Raw genomic sequence first — 18,824 nt, forward strand, 5'->3', positions numbered from 1 at the left:
TGGACGCCTCCGTTCAGACCGCGCGCAGGCTGCCGTCGAGCCGGTAGAAATCGAGCGACGACGCGGTGAAGAACGAGCGCGACGTGCCGGCGGCGAAATCGTCGATATGCACGACGGTGGCGCGATCGGCTTCCTGCCACGAGATCGCGTAGGTCTCGCCGGCGACGCGCTGCCACGTGTATTCGACTTCGCCCTTCGCACCCGCGTACGGGCCTTCGGTGATCTCGTAGCGCATGTGGCGACCGTCTTCGTCGTATGCGTTGAGCGCGGTGAGGCCGTCGTAACGGACTTCGAAAGTCTTGCCGGCGAACGGCGGGCGTGGGGTCGGTGCGTTCATGCTGGTGGCTCCTGTAAAAAAGTGGCGTTCAATGGGCGAGTTCGACGGGGCCGGCCGTGCGCTCGGGCAGCCCATGGCGGCGGTCGAGACGGCCGCTCAGCGCGGTGAGTGCGAATGCGCCGAGCGTGACGACGGCGGCGATCCACGGCGTGTGGCCGAGGCCGACGCTCGCGACGACCAGGCCGCCGAGCGACGAGCCGCCGGCCACGCCGAGGTTGAAGGCGGCGATGTTGAAGCCCGATGCGACGTCGGTGGCGTCCGGCGCGAAGTGGCGCGCCTGCTTGACGACGTACACCTGCAGCCCCGGCACGTTGCCGAACGCCACGGCGCCCCACGCGAGCATCGTCAGGACCGCGAGCCATTTCACGTGGATCGTGAAGGTCAACGCGAGCAGCACGATCGCGAGCAGCAGGAAGATCCGCTTGAGCGCCTTCACGGGGCCGACGGCGTCCGCGAGCTTGCCGCCCCACACGTTGCCGATCGCGACCGATACGCCGTAGCCGACGAGCACGAGGCTGACCTGCGACGGCGTGAAGCCGGCGATCCGTTCGAGCAGCGGCGCCATATAGGTGAACGCGATCAGCGAACCGCCGTAACCGACGGCCGTCATCGCATAGACGAGCAGCAGGCGCGGCTGGGCCAGCACGCGCAGCTGGCGGGCGAGCGGCGCCGGCGGCGTCTGCGGCAGCCCGCGCGGCACGAATGCGACCGCGCCGACGAACGCGACGAGGCCGAACAGCGCGACGATCAGGAACGTCGCACGCCAGCCGAAGTGCTGGCCGATGAACGTACCGAGCGGAATGCCGGCGACGAACGCGACGGTCATGCCGCTGAACATCGTCGCGATCGCGCTCGCGGCCTTGTCCTTCGGCACGAGCGTGGTCGCGATGATCGAGCCGACCGAGAAGAACACGCCGTGCGCGAGGCCGGTGAGGACGCGCGCGACGACCAGCGATTCGTAGCCCGGCGCCTGCCACGCGACGAGGTTGCCGACGGTGAAGAGCGCCATCAGCCCGGCGAGCAGCGCCTTGCGCGGCACGCGGCCGGTGAGCGCGGTGAGCAGCGGCGCGCCGATCGCGACGCTCAGCGCGTACAGGCTGACGAGCAGGCCGGCGGACGGCAGGCTGACGCCGAGGTCCGCACCGATCGTCGGGATCAGCCCGACGATCACGAATTCGGTGGTGCCGATGGCAAAGGCGCTGATGGTCAGCGCAAGCAACGCGAGGGGCATGACGGGATCCGGGTTTCGGTAGGAATGGATCGCAGTGTGCCGGCTTTACTTTTGCTGAAAAACTGGTCTATAAACCAAATTGTTTTGATTTTAAATCAACAATGAAGACCACCCTCGACGAACTCCAGGCCTTTATCGCCGTGGTCGACACCGGTTCGATCACGGCCGCCGCCCAGCACCTCGACCTCACCGTGTCGGCGACGAGCCGCACGCTCGCGCGGCTCGAGGAGAAGCTGAAGACCACGCTGCTGCGCCGGACCACGCGCCGGCTCGAGCTGACCGAGGAAGGGCGCGCATTCCTGCAGGATGCGCGCGCGATCGTCGAATCGGTCGAGAACGCGGAAGAGCAGATGCTCGCGCGGCGCGAGATGCCGTCCGGGCGCCTGCGCGTCGACGCCGCGACGCCGTTCATGCTGCACGTGATCGTGCCGCTCGTGCGCGGCTACCGCGAACGTTTCCCGAAGGTCGAGCTGGAACTGAACAGCAACGAGGGCATCATCGATCTGCTGGAGCGGCGCACCGACGTCGCGATCCGGATCGGCCGGCTGAAGGATTCGACGCTGCACAGCCGGCGCATCGGCAACAGCCGGGTGCGCATGCTCGCGAGCCCCGCCTACATCGAAGCGCACGGCCAGCCGCGCAAGGTCGAGGATCTCCGGAAGCACACGCTGCTCGGCTTCACGCAGCCCGAATCGCTGAACGTATGGCCGATCCTCGGCACGGACGGCGAGCCTTATCGCATCGAGCCCGACGTGTGGTCGTCGAGCGGCGAGACGCTGCGGCAGCTCGCGCTGGAGGGCACGGGCGTCGTGTGCCTGTCGGATTTCGTGACCGCGCAGGATCGCGAGGCCGGGCGACTCGTGCAGGTGCTCGCGCGGCAGACGCTCGAGGTCGAGCAGCCGATCAACGCGGTGTATTACCGGAACACCGCGATCTCGTCGCGGATCGCGTCGTTCGTCGATTACCTGATCGAGATGCTCGGCGCGGGCAGCGGGCGCGATGCGCCGGCGCGGCGCAAGGCCACGTGGCTGCTGTCGCCGTAGCGACGCGGCGCCGGCGGCGCGGCCGGTCGGGAACGGGCGTGCCGCGCGGCGGCACGCCGTCGGGCTGCGATTACGCCTCTTCGGCCCACGACATCCCGTCGCGCGCGAGCAGCGCCGACGAGGCCGCGGGCCCGAACGTGCCGGCCGTGTACAGGCGCGGCCGGTCGCCGAGCTGCTTCCAGCCGTCGAGGATCGGCTCGACCCACGACCACGCCGCTTCGAGCTCGTCGCGGCGCATGAAGTGCGTGAGGCGGCCGCGGATCACGTCGATCAGCAGCCGTTCGTACGCTTCCGCGCGCCGCTCCGGAATCGCCTGCTGCAGGTCGAGGTTCAGGCTCACCGGCACCATGTTCATCCCGCTGCCCGGCTCCTTCGCGAGCATCTGCAACTGGATCGACTCTTCCGGCTGGAGCTGGATCACGAGGCGGTTGCTGTAGTGGCGCGGGCCGGTCGGGATGATCGAGAACGGCATGTCCGCGAACTCGATCACGATTTCCGACTGGCGGCGCTGCAGCCGCTTGCCGGTGCGCAGGAAGAACGGCACGTTCGCCCAGCGCCAGTTGTTGATGTACGCGCGCAGCGCGACGAAGGTTTCCGCGCGGCTGTCAGCCGGCACGTTGTCTTCCTCGAGATAGCCCTTGACCGGCTGGCCGTCGACCGCGCCGGCCGTGTACTGGCCGCGCACCGTGTCGCGCGCGACGTCCGACAGCGACATCGGCCGCAGCGAGCGCAGCACCTTCAGCTTCTCGTCGCGCACCGCGTCCGGGTCGAGCGACACGGGCGGCTCCATCGCGACGATGCACAGCAGTTGCAGCAGGTGGTTCTGCACCATGTCGCGCAGCGCGCCGGTGTGGTCGTAGAAGCCCGCGCGACTGCCGACGCCGACCGTTTCCGCGACCGTGATCTGCACGCTGCGGATGCTCGGCGCCTGCCACAGCGGCCCGAAGATCGGGTTGCCGAAGCGCAGCACCATCAGGTTCTGCACGGTTTCCTTGCCGAGATAGTGATCGATCCGGTAGATCTGCGATTCCTCGAAGTGCTTGCCGACCGCGTCGTTGATCGCCTTCGCGGACGCGAGATCGTGGCCCAGCGGCTTTTCGAGGACGACGCGCGAGTGCGCGTCGACGAGGTGCGCGGCCGACAGGTTGTCGCAGATCGTCGTGAACAGCTCCGGCGACGTCGACAGGTAGAACACGCGGATCGCGTCGCCGCGCGCCGCTTCGGCGAGCCGCCGGTAGTCGTCCGGCGCGTTCACGTCGATCAGCACGTACTTGAACAGGTCGAGAAAGCGGCTCCACGCGTCGGCGTCGAACGCCTTCTCGTCGATGAACGGGCGCGACTGCTCGTCCATGAACTTGCGGTAGCCGTCGATGCCCCAGTCGCGACGGCCGACGGCGATGATGCGCGTCTCGGGCGGAAGATTGCAGTGCAGGTGCGCCATGTACAGCGCGGGCAACAGCTTGCGGGCGGCGAGGTCGCCGCCGCCGCCGAAGATGATCATGTCGACGGGCCGGTCGGCCGCGGTCTGGGAAGGCTGATTCGTCATGGGAGGTTCGCGGTTTGGAACGGTGAACGTGAAACGAACGTCGAGGGCATCGGGCGCCGGATGGCCGGCGCCGGTACGGCAAAACGCTAATAGTGCACCGTTTTGATGGATTGCGTATGCGTTCCCCCGGATGTAACAGAGCTTGCATTCCGCCTCGCCGTTCAATTATGATTGAGCGCTCACTCATTAAAGGAATCGAACGTGGCCCGACCGCGCAGTCCCGACAAGCACGAAGCCATCCTCGCCGCGGCCGCGCGCGCGCTCGCCGAGGACGGCGCGGCCGCGACGACCGCACGCATCGCGCGGCTCGCCGGCGTGGCGGAAGGCACGGTGTTCACGTACTTCGAGACCAAGGATGCGTTGCTGAACGCGCTGTATCTGAGCCTGAAGGCCGGCTTGCGCGAAGCGATGATGGCCGGGTTTCCGGAGCGGGCGCCGGCCGAGCAGGCCGTGCGGCATGCGTGGAACGGCTATGTGTCGTGGGGTGTCGCGAATCCGGACGGCCGGCGCGCGCTGCAGCAGCTCGGCGTGAGCGGGCGCATCGACGACGCGCATCGCGCGGCCGGCGCGGAAGGCTTCGGCGCGATCGGCACGCTGCTGCGCGAGCAGGTCGCCGCGTCGGGCGCGCTGAACCGCGACGAAGCGCATGCGTTCTGCTCGGCGTTGTTTACGTCGATCGCGGCAACCGCGATGGAGTCGATCGCACGCGACCCGGCGCGGGCCGATGCATACCGGGAAGCGGGGTTTCGCGCGTTGTGGGCCGTATTGCATGCGGTGTGAGTCGGGCGTCGCGGTCGTGGCGGCGCGTGCCGCGACGATCGGCAGGGTTGCAGGTAGAGCGTTGCAGGTTCGCAAAGGCTGCAACGTCGTTCATATTAATGAGTGAGTAATCATTCATTTTCGTCGTCTCATCACGATCAAGGAGCGGAAAATGTCGAAAGTCTGGTTGGTAACGGGGGCCGCACGCGGCCTGGGCCGAGCGATTTCGGAAGCGGTGCTGGCAGCCGGCGATCGGCTGGTGGCCGGCGCGCGCGATCCGGCGCGACTGGCCGATCTGGCCGAGCGTCATGGCGACCGGCTGCTGCCGGTCGAACTCGACGTCACCGACGAAGCGGCGGCCGCGCGGGCCGTCGCGGCGGCACGCGCCGCGTTCGGGCGCATCGACGTGCTGGTGAACAACGCGGGCTACGGCCACACGGCGCCGTTCGAGCAGATGGGCGCCGACGTCTTCCGCGACCAGATCGAAACGAACCTGTTCGGCGTGATCAATCTGACGCGGGCCGTGTTGCCGACGATGCGTGCGCAGCGCGCGGGGCACATCTTCCAGGTGTCGTCGGTGGGCGGGCGGACGTCGACGCCGGGATTGTCCGCGTACCAGGCCGCGAAGTGGGCGGTCGGCGGGTTCAGCGACGTGCTCGCGAAGGAAGTCGCGCCGTTCGGCGTGCGCGTGTGCACGCTGGAGCCGGGCGGGATGCGTACCGAATGGGCCGCACAGGCGAAGCGCGGGATCGACGATCTGCTGCCGGACTATCGGCCGTCGGTCGGAAAGATTCTCGATCTGCTCGGCGCGTATGGCGGGCATGAGGTCGGCGATCCCGCCCGGATCGCGGCGCTGATCGTCGAGCTGTCGCGTCGCGACGACGTGCCGATGCGCTTGCTGCTCGGCGGCGATGCGTTGTTCGTCTGCGAGCAGGCGGAGCGGCAGCGCGCGGAAGAGGCGGCGCGGTGGCGCGATGCCTCGTTGTCCACGCAGTTTCCGGATGCGAAGTTGCCGGACGGGCTGCAAGCGTTGAAGCAGGTCGAGTAGGCGCGAGGGGCGCGGCGTCGGCGGCGCGTGTGCCGCGCCGCCGTTGCGCCGGGGCGCGCGGCGCCCAGTCGAAGATGGGCGTGTGTACGCCCATCGTCCAAGTAGTCGCCGCGGCCGTCGACGCAGCGCCCGCTTCCTGTCACTCGCCGAAGCAAGTCGCGCACGAGAGCGTGAGCTCGACGAGGCCGACGCGTTGCGCGGCTGTCTGGAAGACCTTGCTATTTACACGAATGGCCGGCCTGTTCTTCGATGGTACGGCGCCTGCATCTGAAGCCTGTATCCGCATCTAACCGAAAGTCGCATCCATATCTAATCGAAAGCGACACACCGGACCAACGCCCCGTATTAACCCTGATTAATAAACCTTATCGCGGTGAAAAATTCCGCATCTTATTGCGCGGATATCGGCTCGCTATAGTGGCTCGCTTTCCCGCACGCATCCCCGGCGTGCGCAGACGAACGGCAGGAGCCCCTTGATGACCACCGCTACCCGATTCACCGAAGTCGAGGATCTGATGCCCGCCGCAGGCGGGCTGCGCGAGATCCGTCACCACATCCATCACCATCCCGAACTCGCGTACGAAGAGCACGACACGGCCGCGCTCGTCGCGGACAAGCTCGAGCAATGGGGCTGGCAGGTGACGCGCGGAGTCGGCAAGACCGGCGTCGTCGGCACGCTGCGGGTGGGCGACGGCGCACGCAGCATCGGCATTCGCGCCGACATGGATGCGCTGCCGATCGTCGAGGCGACGGGCCTGCCGTATGCGAGCGGCACGCACGGCAAGATGCACGCGTGCGGCCACGACGGCCACACGACGATGCTGCTCGGCGCCGCGCAGCATCTCGCGAAGACGCGCAACTTCTCGGGCACCGTGCACCTGTATTTCCAGCCGGCGGAGGAGCACGGCGTCGACAGCGGCGCGAAGAAGATGATCGACGACGGCCTGTTCGAGCGTTTCCCGTGCGATGCCGTGTTCGGCATGCACAACCATCCGGGCGCGGCGCCCGGCGTCTTCCTCACGCGGCGCGGCCCGTTCATGTCGGCCGGCGACAAGGCGATCATCTCGATCGAAGGCGTCGGCGGCCACGCGGCGCGCCCGCATCTGACCGTCGATCCGGTGGTGGTCGCGGCAAGCATCGTGATGGCGCTGCAGACGATCGTCGCGCGCAACGTCGACCCGTCGCAGCCGGCGGTGGTCACGGTCGGCTCGATGCACGCGGGCACCGCGAACAACGTGATTCCGAACGGCGCGCGCCTCGAACTCAGCGTGCGTTCGTTCAGCGCCGACGTGCGCGCGCTGCTCAAGCGCCGCATCATCGAGCTGGCAGAAACGCAGGCCGCGAGCTACGGCGCGACCGCGAACGTCGAGTACATCGAAGGCTATCCGGTCGTCGTCAATACGGATGCCGAAACGGATTTCGCCGCGCAGGTCGCGCGCGAACTCGTCGGCGATGCGCACGTGGTCGAGCAGGCCGACCTGCTGATGGGCAGCGAGGATTTCGCGTTCATGCTGCAGCAGCGGCCGGGCTCGTTCGTGCGGCTCGGCAACGGCGAAGGCGAGGACGGTTGCATGGTGCACAACCCGAAATACGACTTCAACGATCGCAACCTGCCGATCGGCGCGGCGTTCTGGACGCGCCTCGTCGAGCGTTACCTCGGGCAGTGATCGCAACGGCGGCGCGCGGTCGGCGCTTCCGGCCGCATTCAGAGGAGAGGAGAGCGATGCAGAAAGACCATCTCGCGCTGCACCCCGCGTCGCCGGGCGCCGCCGAAGCCGGTGCGCCCGACGCGCCTGCCGTCACGCGGCGCGGCGCGATCGCCGCGGCCGTGATCGGCAACTGGCTGGAATTCTTCGATTTCACCGTGTACGGCTTCTTCGCGGTGCTGATCGGCAAGCTGTTCTTCCCGTCGAGCGACGCGACCACGTCGCTGCTGCTGTCGGTCGCGACGTTCGCCGCCGGCTTCTTCACGCGGCCGCTCGGCAGCGTCGTGCTCGGCGTCTACGCGGACCGCAAGGGCCGCAAGGCCGCGCTGAACCTGACGATCATGTTGATGGCGCTCGGCACCGGCCTGATCGCGATCGCGCCGACCTATGCACAGATCGGCGTGGCCGCGCCGCTGCTCGTGGTGTTCGCGCGGTTGCTGCAGGGCTTCTCGCAAGGCGGCGAATTCGGCGCGGCGACGTCGACGCTGCTCGAACAGGGCGGCACGTCGCGTCGCGGGTTCCGCGCGAGCTGGCAACTCGCGACGCAGGGCGGCGCCGCGTTGATGGGCTCGGGCTTCGCGGCGCTGCTGTCGAACACGATGACGAAGGACGCACTGGAAGGCTGGGGCTGGCGGCTGCCGTTCCTCGTCGGCGTGCTGATCGCGCCGGTCGGGATGTTTTTGCGTCGCCGGCTCGCGGACGACGCGCCCGGCGACCGCCATCACGGCATCGAGCGCGGCGTGCTGCACGAGCTGTTCTCGAAGCACGCGCGCACGGTGCTGCTGCTGATGCTCACGGTGATGGGCGGCACGGTGTCGACCTACATCCTGACGTTCTACATGCCGACCTACGCGATCCACACGCTCGGGCTGCCGATGAAGCTGTCGATGTTCGTCGGGGTCGCGTCGGGCTGCGTGATGCTGGTCACGTGCCCGCTGTTCGGCTGGCTGTCGGACAAGCTCGGCAGCCGGCGCCTGCCGATCTTCGTCGGCCGCGGCGTGCTGGTCGCGCTGCTGTTTCCGGCATTCTGGCTGATGAACCATCATCCGACGCTGTCGGTGATCCTGCCGCTGACCGCGCTGATGCTGCTGTTCTATTCGCTCGGCTCCGCATCGGAAATGGCGCTGATGTGCGAGTCGCTGCCGCGCCACGTGCGGGCGACGGGCATCTCGATCGCGTATGCGCTCGCGGTGACGATCTTCGGCGGCACCGCGCAACTGATCGCGACCTGGCTCGTGAAGACGACCGGCAGCAAGCTCGCACCGGCAGGCTACGTGGCCGCATGCGTGGTGCTGTCGCTGATCGCGGTCGCGATGCTGCGCGAGACCGCGCGCGAATCGCTGGACTGACGCGCGACGCGCGACGCGCGATGCGTGATGCGCGATGCGGGCGGCGGCGCGGCCGTATGCGCTTACCGCCCGCGCACCACCCTCAGATACGACGCGAGCATCGTCGCGAGTTCCTGCGCGGCCGGCGTCAGCGGTACGGCCGCGCGCTGCAGCAGGCAGACGTCCTGCGCTTCGGCCCGTTCGCGCACCGGTACCTTCACGAGCGCGCCGGCGAACGGCCCGTGCCGCGTGATCGCTTCGGTTTCGAGCGCGAGGGAGTCGGTCTGCGTGACGATCTGCAGCGTCTCGAACATCCCTTCGACGGTCGCGAGGATCTTCGGCGGCGGCTGGCCGTGCGCGTCGAAGTACGCGAGCAGCCGGTTGACGACCGGGTCGGCGCTCAGGTTCGGCGAGCGCGTGGACACCCATGCATGGTCGGCCAGCTCGGCGAGCGATCGCGCATGCATCGCCGGGTGCCCGTTGCGGCAGACGACCACCGGTGCCGACGTGCGCAACGGCGTGACCGCGAGGTCGGTCGTGTCGGTCTGCTTCGCGACCAGCGCGATCGCGAAATCGACCGCGCTTTCGCGCAGCCAGCCGATCATCATCCGCGACGTGCCGGTACGCAGGTGCACGTCCACCTTGTCGAAGCGCGCGCGGAACGCGGTCAGCACGGGCGCGAACGCGTCGATCAGCGGCTCGGTCACGAGGCCGAGCGTGACGGTGCCTTCGTAGGCGCCGCTCAACTGACGGATTTCCCGCTCGACCTGGTCGCATTCGCCGAGGATCGAACCGGAGCGCGCGAGCAGCCGCTGGCCGACGGCCGTCGGCACGATCCCGCGATTGGTGCGCGTGAACAGCGTCGCGCCGAGCGTCGCCTCGAGGCCCTGCAATTGCTGCGAGACGCCGCTTTGCGCGAGATCGAGCGCGCGTGCGGCCGCGCGCAGGCTGCCGTGCTCGACGACGGCCTGGAAGATGCGGAGCTGGGACAGCGTGAACGCCATGGGAAGCGGCGAGGCCGGTGATCGGAAATACCGATCATGATAAGTCAGCCGATGGTTCCAGCGGCAGCCGGCGGCCCCTACGATCGCAGGCAGTCCGGCGCATGCCGTTCGTCCCGCTACCTGCTCATCGTCGACCATGAAACGTTTCCTCGTCCCGCTCGTTTCCCTGTGCATTGGCCTGGCGGCCACCTCCGCGTGTGCGCTCGACGCGCACGTGGTGCGGCTCGGCATCGACCCGACCTATCCGCCGATGGATGCGAAAGCGCCCGATGGCAGCCTGAAAGGCTTCGACGTCGATCTCGGCAACGAGATCTGCCGCCGCGCGCAGTTGCGCTGCCAGTGGGTCGAGCTCGAATTCTCCGGGATGATCCCCGCGTTGCAGGCGCGCAAGATCGACGCGATCCTGTCGTCGATGGCGATCACCGCGAAGCGCGAGAAACAGATCCTGTTCTCGTCGAAGCTGTTCCGCTTCAAGTCGCGGCTCGTCGCGCGCCCCGGCAGCGGGCTCGACGGCACGGCGGCGTCGCTGGCCGGCAAGCGCGTCGGCGTGCAGTCGGGCACGCAGTTCGAATCGTGGGCGCTCGCGCACTGGGCGCCGGCCGGTGTCGGCGTGGTGCCGTACAAGAGCCAGGACGACGTGTTCGCCGATCTCGTGAACGGCCGCCTCGACGCGGCGCTGCTCGGCACCGTGGAAGCCGACTACGGGTTCCTGCGCCAGCCGCGCGGCAAGGGCTTCGCGTTCGTCGGCGCGCCGCTCGACATGGGCGATCGCGGCGTCGGCATCGGCATGCGGCAGTCGGATACCGCGCTCAAGGCGTCGATCGACGGCGCGATCGCGTCGATGCTGAAGGACGGTACGTACGACCGGATCGCGAAGCAGTACTTCGATTTCAATCCGTACGGCGACTGAGCGCCGTGCAGGCCCGTCGTTCCGATTCCCCGTTTTCATCCGTTCGAGACCACCGATGCAGATTCGCACCACGCCGCTCCTGTCGCCGTCGATCGGCACGCAGCGCACGCTGACGAGCTTTCATTTCGGGCCGGCCGACAGCGGCCGCAAGATCTACCTGCAGGCCGCGCTGCACGCGGACGAGACGCCCGCGATGCTCGCGGCGGTCATGCTGAAGCAGCGTCTCGCGCAGCTCGACGCCGCAGGCCGGCTCGCGGCCGACATCGTGCTGGTGCCGGTGTCGAACCCGGTCGGCCTCAATCATCATCTGCTCGGGCAGTTCATCGGCCGTTTCGACCTCGCGAGCGGCCGCAACTTCAATCGCGGCTTTCTGCCGCTCGCTGAAATCGCCGCGCGCGCGCGCGACCGGCTGGGCGACGACGGCGCGCGCAATCGCGCGATCGTGCGCGAATGCGTCGGCGCGGCGCTCGACGACATCGCGCCGCGCACCGAATTCGACGCGCTGCAGCTTGCGCTGCTGAAGCTGTCGCACGACGCCGACGTCGTGATCGACCTGCACTGCTCGCTCGAAGCGGTGATGCACGTGTACACGAGCGAGACCGCGTGGCCGGACGTCGAGCCGCTCGCGCGTTATCTCGGTGCGGAGGTGTCGCTGCTCGCAGAGGATTCGGGCGGCCATGCGTTCGACGATGCGCATCACCTGCTGTGGTCGCGGTTGCGCGCGCATTTGCCGGACGGCACGCCGATGGCGGCCGGCACCGTGGCCGTGACCGTCGAGTGCCGCGGCCAGCGCGACGTGACGTACGACTATGCGCAACGCGACGCCGACGCGCTCGTCGACTATCTCGTGTGGTGCGGCGCGGTGCGCGGCGAACGCGCACCGCTGCCGCCGCTGGCCGCGCCGGCCACGCCGCTTGCGGGCAGCGAGCAGTTCTACGCGCCGGTGAGCGGGATCCTCGTGCACCGTGCGGCGATCGGCGCGACGATCCGTGCGGGCGATCCGCTGTTCGACATCGTCGATCCGCTGACGGATGCGGTCACGACGATCTCGAGCGCGACCGATGGCGTGTTCTACATGCGGCGCGCGATCCGTTTCGTGACGGCCGGCGCGCCGCTCGGCCGCGTGACCGGCACGGTGCCGGTGCGAACGGGGATGCTGCTGGGCGCGTGAGCGTCGCCGGGCCTGCGCGGCGTCCGAGAGGCGCCGTGCAATTTCGTTCTCGTCAAATTGACCGGGCGTTGCCGCGCCCCTAAATTGGGCGATGCGGAGCGCGCTCCGTGTTCCGTGAGAAGGACGTTGCAAACAGAGTCAGAGAGTTGAGCGGGCGGCGCATGCCGCCCGTCTTTTTATCCGCGGTATCCGCGGTATCCGCGCTATCGGCTCGATCCGCGTGCTTCACGCCATGCGCGAATGGCCATGTTGCCGATCCGGCGCGCGAAGTGACCGCTCACCCGCGCCGTGCGACCAGCTCCGACACCGTCTGCGCGGCCTGCTGCAGCGGCCCGAGAAACTCCTTCACCATCTGCTTCGCGGTATGCCGCTGCGCGTTGCCGCTGATGTTCATCGCGGCGATCACCTGCCCGCGCCGGTTGCGGATCGGCGCGGAGATCGACATCAAGCCCACCTCGAGTTCCTGGTCGACCACGGCCCAGCCTTGCTGGCGCACCTGCGCGATCGTCGCCTTGAGTTCGCCGATGTCGGTGATCGTGCGCGGCGTATGCGCGCGGATCCCGCTTTGCGCGAGCGTTTCGTCGAGCGCCGCGTCGTCGAGCGCGGACAACAGCACGCGGCCCATCGACGTACAGTACGCAGGCAGCCGGCTGCCGATCGACAGGTTGATCGTCATGATCTTGCGGGTCGGCACGCGCAGCACGTAGACGATCTCGGTGCGGTCGAGCACCGCGGCCGAGCAGCTTTCGTGGATTTGCGCGGACAACTGCTCCATCACCGGATCGGCGAGATTCCAGAACGGCATCGACGTCAGGTACGCGAAGCCGAGCTCGAGGATCTTCGGCGTGAGCCGGAACAGCCGGCCGTCGGCTTCGACGTAGCCGAGCGTCTGCAGCGTGAGCAGGATCCGGCGCGCGCCCGCGCGCGTGAGGCCGGTGGCCGACGCGACCTCGGTGAGCGTCTGCTCCGGGCGTGCCGCGTCGAATGCGCGGATCACCGCGAGGCCGCGCGCGAACGACTGCACATAGGAGTCGCCGGGTTTCGTTTGAATATCGTCGGTTGTCATGAGCGCCTGGAATGTCGTGCAGCCGAGAAGATAGCGCATGGGGCCCGACACGCCAACCGCACGGCGGACCGCGCCCTTGACAGGTCGTCCCTGCACTCCCTATGATGCGTTGAACGTTCGATACACGATCTTATGTTCGTATATAGAACATTTAAGCGCATCCCGGCGGGCAATGCAAGGGGGCGCCCCGTTCATTTCCCAGCCTTTCACGGGACCGGAGACACTGATGACCGAAGCTTTTCTGTGTGATGCGATCCGTACGCCGATCGGGCGTTACGGCGGTGCACTGTCCGGCGTGCGCGCCGACGATCTGGGCGCGGTGCCGCTCAAGGCGCTCGTCGAGCGCAACCGCGACGTCGACTGGACGGCGATCGACGACGTGATCTACGGCTGCGCGAACCAGGCCGGCGAGGACAATCGCAACGTCGCGCGCATGTCGGCGCTGCTGGCGGGCCTGCCGGAGGGCGTGCCCGGTTCGACGATCAACCGCCTGTGCGGCTCCGGAATGGATGCAGTCGGCGTGGCCGCGCGCGCGATCAAGTCGGGCGAAGCCGCGCTGATGGTGGCGGGCGGCGTCGAGAGCATGACGCGCGCGCCGTTCGTGATGGGCAAGGCCGCGAGCGCGTTCGCGCGCCAGGCCGACATCTTCGATACGACGATCGGCTGGCGCTTCGTCAATCCGCTGATGAAGCAGTTGTATGGCGTCGATTCGATGCCGGAGACAGCCGAGAACGTCGCGGTCGACTACAACATCAGCCGCGCGGATCAGGACCTGTTCGCGCTGCGCAGCCAGCAGAAGGCCGCGCGGGCGCAGCAGGACGGCACGCTCGCCGAGGAAATCGTGCCAGTCACGATTGCGCAGAAGAAAGGCGACGCCATCGTCGTGTCGCGCGACGAGCATCCGCGCGAAACGTCGCTCGAAGCGCTCGCGAAGCTGAAGGGCGTCGTGCGCCCGGACGGCTCGGTCACGGCCGGCAACGCGTCGGGCGTCAACGACGGCGCGGCCGCGCTGCTGCTGGCGAACGAGGCCACCGCGAAGCGCTTCGGCCTGACGCCGCGCGCCCGCGTGCTGGGGATCGCGACGGCCGGCGTCGCGCCGCGCGTGATGGGCATCGGCCCCGCGCCGGCCACGCAGAAGCTGCTCGCGCGGCTCGGGATGACGATCGACCAGTTCGACGTGATCGAGCTGAACGAAGCGTTCGCGTCGCAAGGTCTCGCGGTACTGCGCATGCTCGGCGTCGCCGACGACGATCCGCGCGTGAACCCGAACGGCGGTGCGATCGCGCTCGGTCACCCGCTCGGCGCATCGGGTGCGCGCCTCGTGACGACCGCGATGTACCAGTTGCATCGCACGAACGGCCGCTTTGCGCTGTGCACGATGTGCATCGGCGTCGGCCAGGGCATCGCGATCGCGATCGAACGCGTCTGACCCGCGCGATGGGGTGAAGCGGCCGGATACGCGCCGCTTGACCGCCGCGCCGTTTCCGCCACGATGGGCGGCACGAGGTGTCTCGTGCCGCCCATCGTCGTTAACCGGCCGGCGACAGTCGCCTGAGCCGCGCGTCGAGCGCGTCGATCTCGGTGTCCGCGAACACCTCGATGCCATGCGCGCGCAGCAGCGCCGCCGTGACGCCGGCGCCCGCGTGCCGCCGGCTCTCGAAACTTCCGTCGTAAATGAACGTGCTGCCGCACGAGGGACTGCCGTCGGCGAGGATCGCGAAGCGGCAGCCGTGTGCCTGCGCGAGGGCCAGCGCGGTCTGCGCGCCGGCCACGAACGGCGCCGTCACGTCGGTGCCGCCCACGTCGACGATGCGTGCGAGACCCGACAGCACCTGCTGCCCCGATGCGCCGCCGGCGATCTCGGCGGGCGGACGCGGCACGCCGAGGCCGCCCGCCAGTTCCGGGCAGACGGCCACGAGACGCCCTTCGCGTTGCCACCGTTCGAGCGTCTCGTGCGCGGCGGTCTTCGCCGAGCCGTTGTAACGGACCGGATGGCCGACCACGCACATGCTGACGAGGATCTTCGGCGTGGCGGGCGGTGGCGGGTCGTCGTTCAATGTCGCGCTCCGTGACGTGCTGACGGTAACTGATGACGGCTGTGGCGGAGCGCAAAATTCCACGCTTCATCCGCATGCCGGGCGGTCACGCCGTCGGCCCTTCCAGGTGAATGTCTTCGGGTTCGAGTGTGTATAGCTCGGGATCGGGCGCCGCGCTGACCGTGAAGCCGAGCCGCAGGTAGAAGTCGATCGTGCGCTGCGACGGCGTGGCCGACACGTACAGACGCTCGGCGCCCATCGTGCGTGCCCGCACCTGCGCCGCGCGATAGAGCTGTTCGCCGAGCCCGCAACCGCGCCAATCGCGGCTCACGTGCAGGAACTTCAACTGCAGCATGTCGCGCCGCGGGCCGAGCGGCCGGCTGTCGACGACGACGGCCGCGACGAGCCGCGTGCCGTCGAACCGCCCGAGAAACCAGCCGCCGCGGTCGTGACAGTCGAGCAGGATCGGCGTGTAGTGATCGGCTTCGCCGTCGGGCCAGCCGGCCACGTCGTAGAACTCGGGCACGAGATGCAGCGCGCCGTCGCGCAGCACGTACAGGTGTTCGATGATTTCACGCCGGTCGATGGTCCACACGAGCGGCACGTCGTCGCGGGCCAGCAGGCGGGCCGACAGCGCGTCGCGCGCGGCGGCGGTGCGGCCGGTCATGCGGCCACCCGGTGCGCGGCGAGCGCGTACATCAACGGCAGGCGCGGCATGCCTTCGGGCGGCACCATCCGGCGGCCGTCCAACTCGCGCATGCCGTCGAAGCCCTTCCAGCCGTTCGCGTACGGATATTCGGTCAAGCGATCGATCGCGAGCCCGGCCGATACCAGTGCATTCATGACTTCGCCGATGCCCCACATGAACTCGTAGCTCGGATGCGGGTTCGCGAAATCGACGATGCCCGGGTGGTCGTGCTGCGCGCCGAGCCCCGTGCCGGACGCCGCGACGTAATCGCCGACGCCTGCGGGTTCCTCGGTCGCGTCGTCCTTGAAGTAGTCGTAGTGCGGCTGCCAGTGTTCGTCGAAATACAGCGAGAACGGATGGAACTCGACCATCACGAAGCGGCCGCCCGGTGCGAGCAGCGAGGCGATCCCGTGCGCCCATGCGGTCAGGTCCGACAGCCAGTAGATCGCGCCGTACGACGTGAACACGCGATCGAAGCGCTCGCCGCGCGCGGCGGCTGCGGGCATCCAGTCGAGTACGTCGGCGCGCTCGAACCGCGCGGGCAGGCCCGCGTCGGCCGACAGTCGCCGCGCGAAGTCGATCGCCTCGTCGGAGATGTCGACGCCGGTTGCGTCCGCGCCTGCGCGCACGAGGCTCAGCGTGTCCTGCCCCGCGTTGCATTGCAGGTGCAAGAGCCGCAGACCCGCGAGATCGCCGAGCAGTTCGCGTTCTTCCGGAAACAGCGTCGAGCCGCCATTGCGGAAAAATGCAGCCTGATCGCCTTTATGGCTGTTATGCGCAACCGTCGCCTTATTCCAGGACAACCGATTCAGTTCGTGCCATGCCTTTTTCATCGAATTCGAATTCCGGTGGAATGGAGCAGGATAATTCAAATCGTTTCGCCGCGCGCAACGGATGCCGACATCGGCACGTCGGGCGGCGCGGTGTGACCAGTCGATAAACACGTGCCGCGATTATCGCCGGAATATTTGATCGAAATCATGGTAATGGCCGAATTGCATGCAATATGCGCGACAGGATTAAGGTTTCCCGGTGCATTGCCGACAAAGGACGAGAGTGTCGTAAAGCGATCAACCGTTTTTCGGCTACTGAGCGCGATTTCAGCGCGGCGCGGACGACAGGTCCGCCTTTCGGAGCCTTGCATGCGCAACAACCTGCCCATTACTCAACAGGAATTCGATTTTCCCGACGACGTCACACTGATGTCGACGACCGATGCCGACAGCGTCATCACCTACGCGAACACGACGTTCGCGCAGGTGAGCGGGTTCTCGAACGAGGAACTCGTCGGCCAGCCGCACAATGTGGTGCGGCATCCGGACATGCCGAAGGAGGCGTTCGCCGACATGTGGGCGACGCTCAAGGGCGGCGAGCCGTGGACCGCGCTCGTGAAAAACCGCCGCAAGAACGGCGACCATTACTGGGTGCGTGCGAACGCGATTCCGGTGATGCGCAACGGCGCGCCGCAAGGCTACATGTCGGTGCGCACGAAGGCGCCGCACGACGAGACCCAGGCCGCGGACGCGCTGTATCGCGCGTTTCGCGAAGGCAAGAACGGTCAGCGCCGGTTCCACAAGGGGCTCGTCATCCGCACCGGGCTGCTGCGGATCGCATCGCTGCCGCAGACGATGTCGGTGCGTGCGCGCGTTCATTCGGCATGGTGCGTGCTGGCGCCGGCGGTCGTCGGCGCGGGCTGGGCCTGCGGGCTGACCGGCAATGGGCTCGCGGCGTTTGCCGGTGTGACGGTCGGCGTGGCGGCCGCCGCCGGCTGGTGGCTCGATGCGCAGATCGTACAACCGCTGAAGCGGCTGCACGAGCAGGCGCTGAACGTCGCGACCGGCGAGAGCCGGCGCGGCGTGCGAATGAATCGCGTCGACGAGATCGGTATGACGCTGCGCACGATCAACCAGCTCGGGTTGATGTTCCGCTGGCTCGTCGACGACGTCAGCGAGCAGGTACACAACGTGCAGCGCGCGAGCAACGAGATCGCGCAAGGCAACAACGACCTCAGCGCGCGCACCGAGCAGGCCGCGTCCAGCGTGCAGCAGACCGCCGCGTCGATGGCCGAAATGACGGCCACCGTGTCGAGCAACGCGGAGACGGCGCTGCAGGCGAACCAGTTGTCCGTTTCCGCGAGCGAGGCGGCCGAGCGCGGCGGGCAGGCGGTGAGCGAGGTCGTCACGACGATGAGCGAGATCACCGAGAGCTCGCGCAAGATTGCCGACATCATCGGCGTGATCGACGGCATCGCGTTCCAGACCAACATCCTCGCGCTGAATGCGGCGGTCGAGGCCGCACGCGCGGGCGAACAGGGTCGTGGTTTCGCGGTGGTCGCCGGCGAGGTGCGCGCGCTCGCGCAGCGCAGCGCGAACGCGGCGAAGGAGATCAAGACGCTGATCGGCGCGAGCGTCGAGCGCGTCGAGTCGGGCGCGCGGATCGTCGATGGCGCGGGCAAGACGATGGAGGACATCGTCACGCAGGTGAAGCGCGTGTCCGATCTGATTGCGGAGATCAGCTCGTCGACGGCCGAGCAGAGCACGGGTGTCGCGCAGGTCGACCAGGCGGTCGTGCATCTGGACAACATCACGCAGCAGAACGCGGCGCTCGTCGAACAGAGCACGGCGGCGTCGGAAAGCCTGAAGCAGCAGGCGACGCGCCTCGTGGATGCGGTGAACGTGTTCAGATGATCGCGCGAAAGGGTGTGCGGCGTGCGGAATCGATCGACGATGCCGGATGTCGCGCACCGTGTTTGTTCGGCTTTGCGAATTCAACAGGATGACGTCGAACGGGAAATATTCGTCTCTCCGATTTTAGGAGGCGCGAATGAATCAAGCCGAAATCGCGGCATTCATTGACCGCGCGAATCGCGTCCAGGCCGTTGCCCGGCAACGCACTTCGTTTTATCCATAAACAAATCATTCGGTAAAAACAAGATGATGCATATCTAATGC

At 67.8% G+C, this 18,824-nt stretch carries 18 protein-coding genes; 9 read left to right on the forward strand and 9 right to left on the reverse strand.

The features are described from left to right. Positions 1-13: 13 nt before the first annotated feature. Complete coding sequence (locus tag WS96_RS18460) at positions 14-337, reverse strand: MoaF-related domain-containing protein (RefSeq protein WP_034206029.1); 324 nt, start codon at positions 335-337, stop codon at positions 14-16. A 28-nt stretch (positions 338-365) separates the two neighbouring features. Further along, positions 366-1,568 carry an MFS transporter gene (locus WS96_RS18465; protein WP_059834381.1) on the reverse strand — a complete coding sequence of 401 codons (1,203 nt, stop codon included), beginning with the start codon at positions 1,566-1,568 and terminating at the stop codon, positions 366-368. A gap of 101 nt (positions 1,569-1,669) precedes the next feature. Here WS96_RS18465 and WS96_RS18470 point away from each other — a divergent pair, with 101 nt between their 5' ends. After that, complete coding sequence (locus tag WS96_RS18470) at positions 1,670-2,611, forward strand: LysR family transcriptional regulator (RefSeq protein ID WP_059834383.1); 942 nt, start codon at positions 1,670-1,672, stop codon at positions 2,609-2,611. 70 nt (positions 2,612-2,681) lie between these two features. On the opposite strand, the gene zwf is transcribed toward WS96_RS18470, so the two are convergent. Beyond that, positions 2,682-4,157: a glucose-6-phosphate dehydrogenase gene (zwf, locus tag WS96_RS18475; RefSeq protein ID WP_059834385.1), complete on the reverse strand. Its 1,476-nt coding sequence runs from the start codon at positions 4,155-4,157 to the stop codon at positions 2,682-2,684. 201 nt (positions 4,158-4,358) lie between these two features. Here zwf and WS96_RS18480 point away from each other — a divergent pair, with 201 nt between their 5' ends. The 4 genes from WS96_RS18480 to WS96_RS18495 all read left to right on the forward strand — a co-directional run bounded on the left by WS96_RS18480 (position 4,359) and on the right by WS96_RS18495 (position 9,019). After that, positions 4,359-4,937: a TetR/AcrR family transcriptional regulator gene (locus tag WS96_RS18480; protein WP_034206033.1), complete on the forward strand. Its 579-nt coding sequence runs from the start codon at positions 4,359-4,361 to the stop codon at positions 4,935-4,937. A 151-nt stretch (positions 4,938-5,088) separates the two neighbouring features. Beyond that, positions 5,089-5,964, forward strand: coding sequence for an SDR family NAD(P)-dependent oxidoreductase (locus WS96_RS18485; protein WP_034206034.1), 876 nt, complete (start codon positions 5,089-5,091; stop codon positions 5,962-5,964). A gap of 476 nt (positions 5,965-6,440) precedes the next feature. Next, positions 6,441-7,631 carry a M20 aminoacylase family protein gene (locus WS96_RS18490; protein WP_059834387.1) on the forward strand — a complete coding sequence of 397 codons (1,191 nt, stop codon included), beginning with the start codon at positions 6,441-6,443 and terminating at the stop codon, positions 7,629-7,631. Between the two features lie 56 nt (positions 7,632-7,687). Continuing rightward, entirely contained in the window at positions 7,688-9,019 is a 1,332-nt protein-coding gene (locus WS96_RS18495) for an MFS transporter (protein ID WP_059834389.1), read from the forward strand. Between the two features lie 62 nt (positions 9,020-9,081). Here WS96_RS18495 and WS96_RS18500 read toward each other — a convergent pair whose 3' ends face one another. After that, on the reverse strand, positions 9,082-10,002 hold the full coding sequence (locus WS96_RS18500; protein ID WP_034206036.1) for a LysR family transcriptional regulator: 921 nt from the start codon (positions 10,000-10,002) through the stop codon (positions 9,082-9,084). A 136-nt stretch (positions 10,003-10,138) separates the two neighbouring features. Between WS96_RS18500 and WS96_RS18505 the strand changes: the two genes are divergently transcribed. Continuing rightward, positions 10,139-10,912: a transporter substrate-binding domain-containing protein gene (locus WS96_RS18505; RefSeq protein ID WP_059834391.1), complete on the forward strand. Its 774-nt coding sequence runs from the start codon at positions 10,139-10,141 to the stop codon at positions 10,910-10,912. A gap of 55 nt (positions 10,913-10,967) precedes the next feature. Next, positions 10,968-12,083, forward strand: a complete 1,116-nt coding sequence (locus WS96_RS18510; RefSeq protein WP_059834393.1) for a succinylglutamate desuccinylase/aspartoacylase family protein — start codon at positions 10,968-10,970, stop codon at positions 12,081-12,083. Positions 12,084-12,360: 277 nt separating this feature from the next. Here WS96_RS18510 and WS96_RS18515 read toward each other — a convergent pair whose 3' ends face one another. Further along, the gene (locus WS96_RS18515) at positions 12,361-13,149 is read right to left on the reverse strand and encodes an IclR family transcriptional regulator (protein WP_059780215.1); all 789 of its coding nucleotides are present in this window, start codon (positions 13,147-13,149) and stop codon (positions 12,361-12,363) included. Between the two features lie 226 nt (positions 13,150-13,375). Here WS96_RS18515 and pcaF point away from each other — a divergent pair, with 226 nt between their 5' ends. Then, positions 13,376-14,578 carry a 3-oxoadipyl-CoA thiolase gene (gene pcaF, locus WS96_RS18520; protein WP_059821837.1) on the forward strand — a complete coding sequence of 401 codons (1,203 nt, stop codon included), beginning with the start codon at positions 13,376-13,378 and terminating at the stop codon, positions 14,576-14,578. Positions 14,579-14,678: 100 nt separating this feature from the next. Here the strand turns inward: pcaF and WS96_RS18525 are convergent, their stop codons facing one another. The 4 genes from WS96_RS18525 to WS96_RS33755 all read right to left on the reverse strand — a co-directional run bounded on the left by WS96_RS18525 (position 14,679) and on the right by WS96_RS33755 (position 17,017). Beyond that, positions 14,679-15,158 carry a DUF523 domain-containing protein gene (locus WS96_RS18525; RefSeq protein WP_441294148.1) on the reverse strand — a complete coding sequence of 160 codons (480 nt, stop codon included), beginning with the start codon at positions 15,156-15,158 and terminating at the stop codon, positions 14,679-14,681. Between the two features lie 133 nt (positions 15,159-15,291). Beyond that, positions 15,292-15,852, reverse strand: a complete 561-nt coding sequence (locus WS96_RS18530) for a GNAT family N-acetyltransferase (RefSeq protein ID WP_059834397.1) — start codon at positions 15,850-15,852, stop codon at positions 15,292-15,294. Beyond that, entirely contained in the window at positions 15,849-16,706 is an 858-nt protein-coding gene (locus tag WS96_RS18535; protein WP_059834399.1) for a class I SAM-dependent methyltransferase, read from the reverse strand. Before WS96_RS18535 ends, WS96_RS18530 begins: the two co-directional genes overlap by 4 nt. 35 nt (positions 16,707-16,741) lie before the next feature. After that, positions 16,742-17,017: a hypothetical protein gene (locus WS96_RS33755; protein ID WP_156443662.1), complete on the reverse strand. Its 276-nt coding sequence runs from the start codon at positions 17,015-17,017 to the stop codon at positions 16,742-16,744. On the opposite strand from WS96_RS33755, the gene WS96_RS18540 reads away from it, so the two are divergent. Beyond that, on the forward strand, positions 17,016-18,560 hold the full coding sequence (locus WS96_RS18540; RefSeq protein ID WP_059834401.1) for a methyl-accepting chemotaxis protein: 1,545 nt from the start codon (positions 17,016-17,018) through the stop codon (positions 18,558-18,560). The genes WS96_RS33755 and WS96_RS18540 overlap by 2 nt on opposite strands. The last annotated feature ends 264 nt before the right edge of the window (positions 18,561-18,824 follow it).

This window comes from Burkholderia sp. MSMB1835 (assembly GCF_001526365.1).
In the GTDB taxonomy this organism is placed as follows: domain Bacteria; phylum Pseudomonadota; class Gammaproteobacteria; order Burkholderiales; family Burkholderiaceae; genus Burkholderia.

What these genes read in the sequence shown, in the direction of transcription:
- WS96_RS18535 (WP_059834399.1), bottom strand. Translation starts at nt 16,706, where the DNA reads ATGAAAAAGGCATGGCACGAACTGAATCGGTTGTCCTGGAATAAGGCG.
- WS96_RS18515 (WP_059780215.1), bottom strand. Translation starts at nt 13,149, where the DNA reads ATGACAACCGACGATATTCAAACGAAACCCGGCGACTCCTATGTGCAG.
- zwf (WP_059834385.1), bottom strand. Translation starts at nt 4,157, where the DNA reads ATGACGAATCAGCCTTCCCAGACCGCGGCCGACCGGCCCGTCGACATG.
- WS96_RS18470 (WP_059834383.1), top strand. Translation starts at nt 1,670, where the DNA reads ATGAAGACCACCCTCGACGAACTCCAGGCCTTTATCGCCGTGGTCGAC.
- WS96_RS18485 (WP_034206034.1), top strand. Translation starts at nt 5,089, where the DNA reads ATGTCGAAAGTCTGGTTGGTAACGGGGGCCGCACGCGGCCTGGGCCGA.
- WS96_RS18525 (WP_441294148.1), bottom strand. Translation starts at nt 15,158, where the DNA reads ATGTGCGTGGTCGGCCATCCGGTCCGTTACAACGGCTCGGCGAAGACC.
- WS96_RS33755 (WP_156443662.1), bottom strand. Translation starts at nt 17,017, where the DNA reads ATGCAAGGCTCCGAAAGGCGGACCTGTCGTCCGCGCCGCGCTGAAATC.
- WS96_RS18465 (WP_059834381.1), bottom strand. Translation starts at nt 1,568, where the DNA reads ATGCCCCTCGCGTTGCTTGCGCTGACCATCAGCGCCTTTGCCATCGGC.
- pcaF (WP_059821837.1), top strand. Translation starts at nt 13,376, where the DNA reads ATGACCGAAGCTTTTCTGTGTGATGCGATCCGTACGCCGATCGGGCGT.
- WS96_RS18505 (WP_059834391.1), top strand. Translation starts at nt 10,139, where the DNA reads ATGAAACGTTTCCTCGTCCCGCTCGTTTCCCTGTGCATTGGCCTGGCG.
- WS96_RS18500 (WP_034206036.1), bottom strand. Translation starts at nt 10,002, where the DNA reads ATGGCGTTCACGCTGTCCCAGCTCCGCATCTTCCAGGCCGTCGTCGAG.
- WS96_RS18495 (WP_059834389.1), top strand. Translation starts at nt 7,688, where the DNA reads ATGCAGAAAGACCATCTCGCGCTGCACCCCGCGTCGCCGGGCGCCGCC.
- WS96_RS18460 (WP_034206029.1), bottom strand. Translation starts at nt 337, where the DNA reads ATGAACGCACCGACCCCACGCCCGCCGTTCGCCGGCAAGACTTTCGAA.
- WS96_RS18510 (WP_059834393.1), top strand. Translation starts at nt 10,968, where the DNA reads ATGCAGATTCGCACCACGCCGCTCCTGTCGCCGTCGATCGGCACGCAG.
- WS96_RS18530 (WP_059834397.1), bottom strand. Translation starts at nt 15,852, where the DNA reads ATGACCGGCCGCACCGCCGCCGCGCGCGACGCGCTGTCGGCCCGCCTG.
- WS96_RS18490 (WP_059834387.1), top strand. Translation starts at nt 6,441, where the DNA reads ATGACCACCGCTACCCGATTCACCGAAGTCGAGGATCTGATGCCCGCC.
- WS96_RS18540 (WP_059834401.1), top strand. Translation starts at nt 17,016, where the DNA reads ATGCGCAACAACCTGCCCATTACTCAACAGGAATTCGATTTTCCCGAC.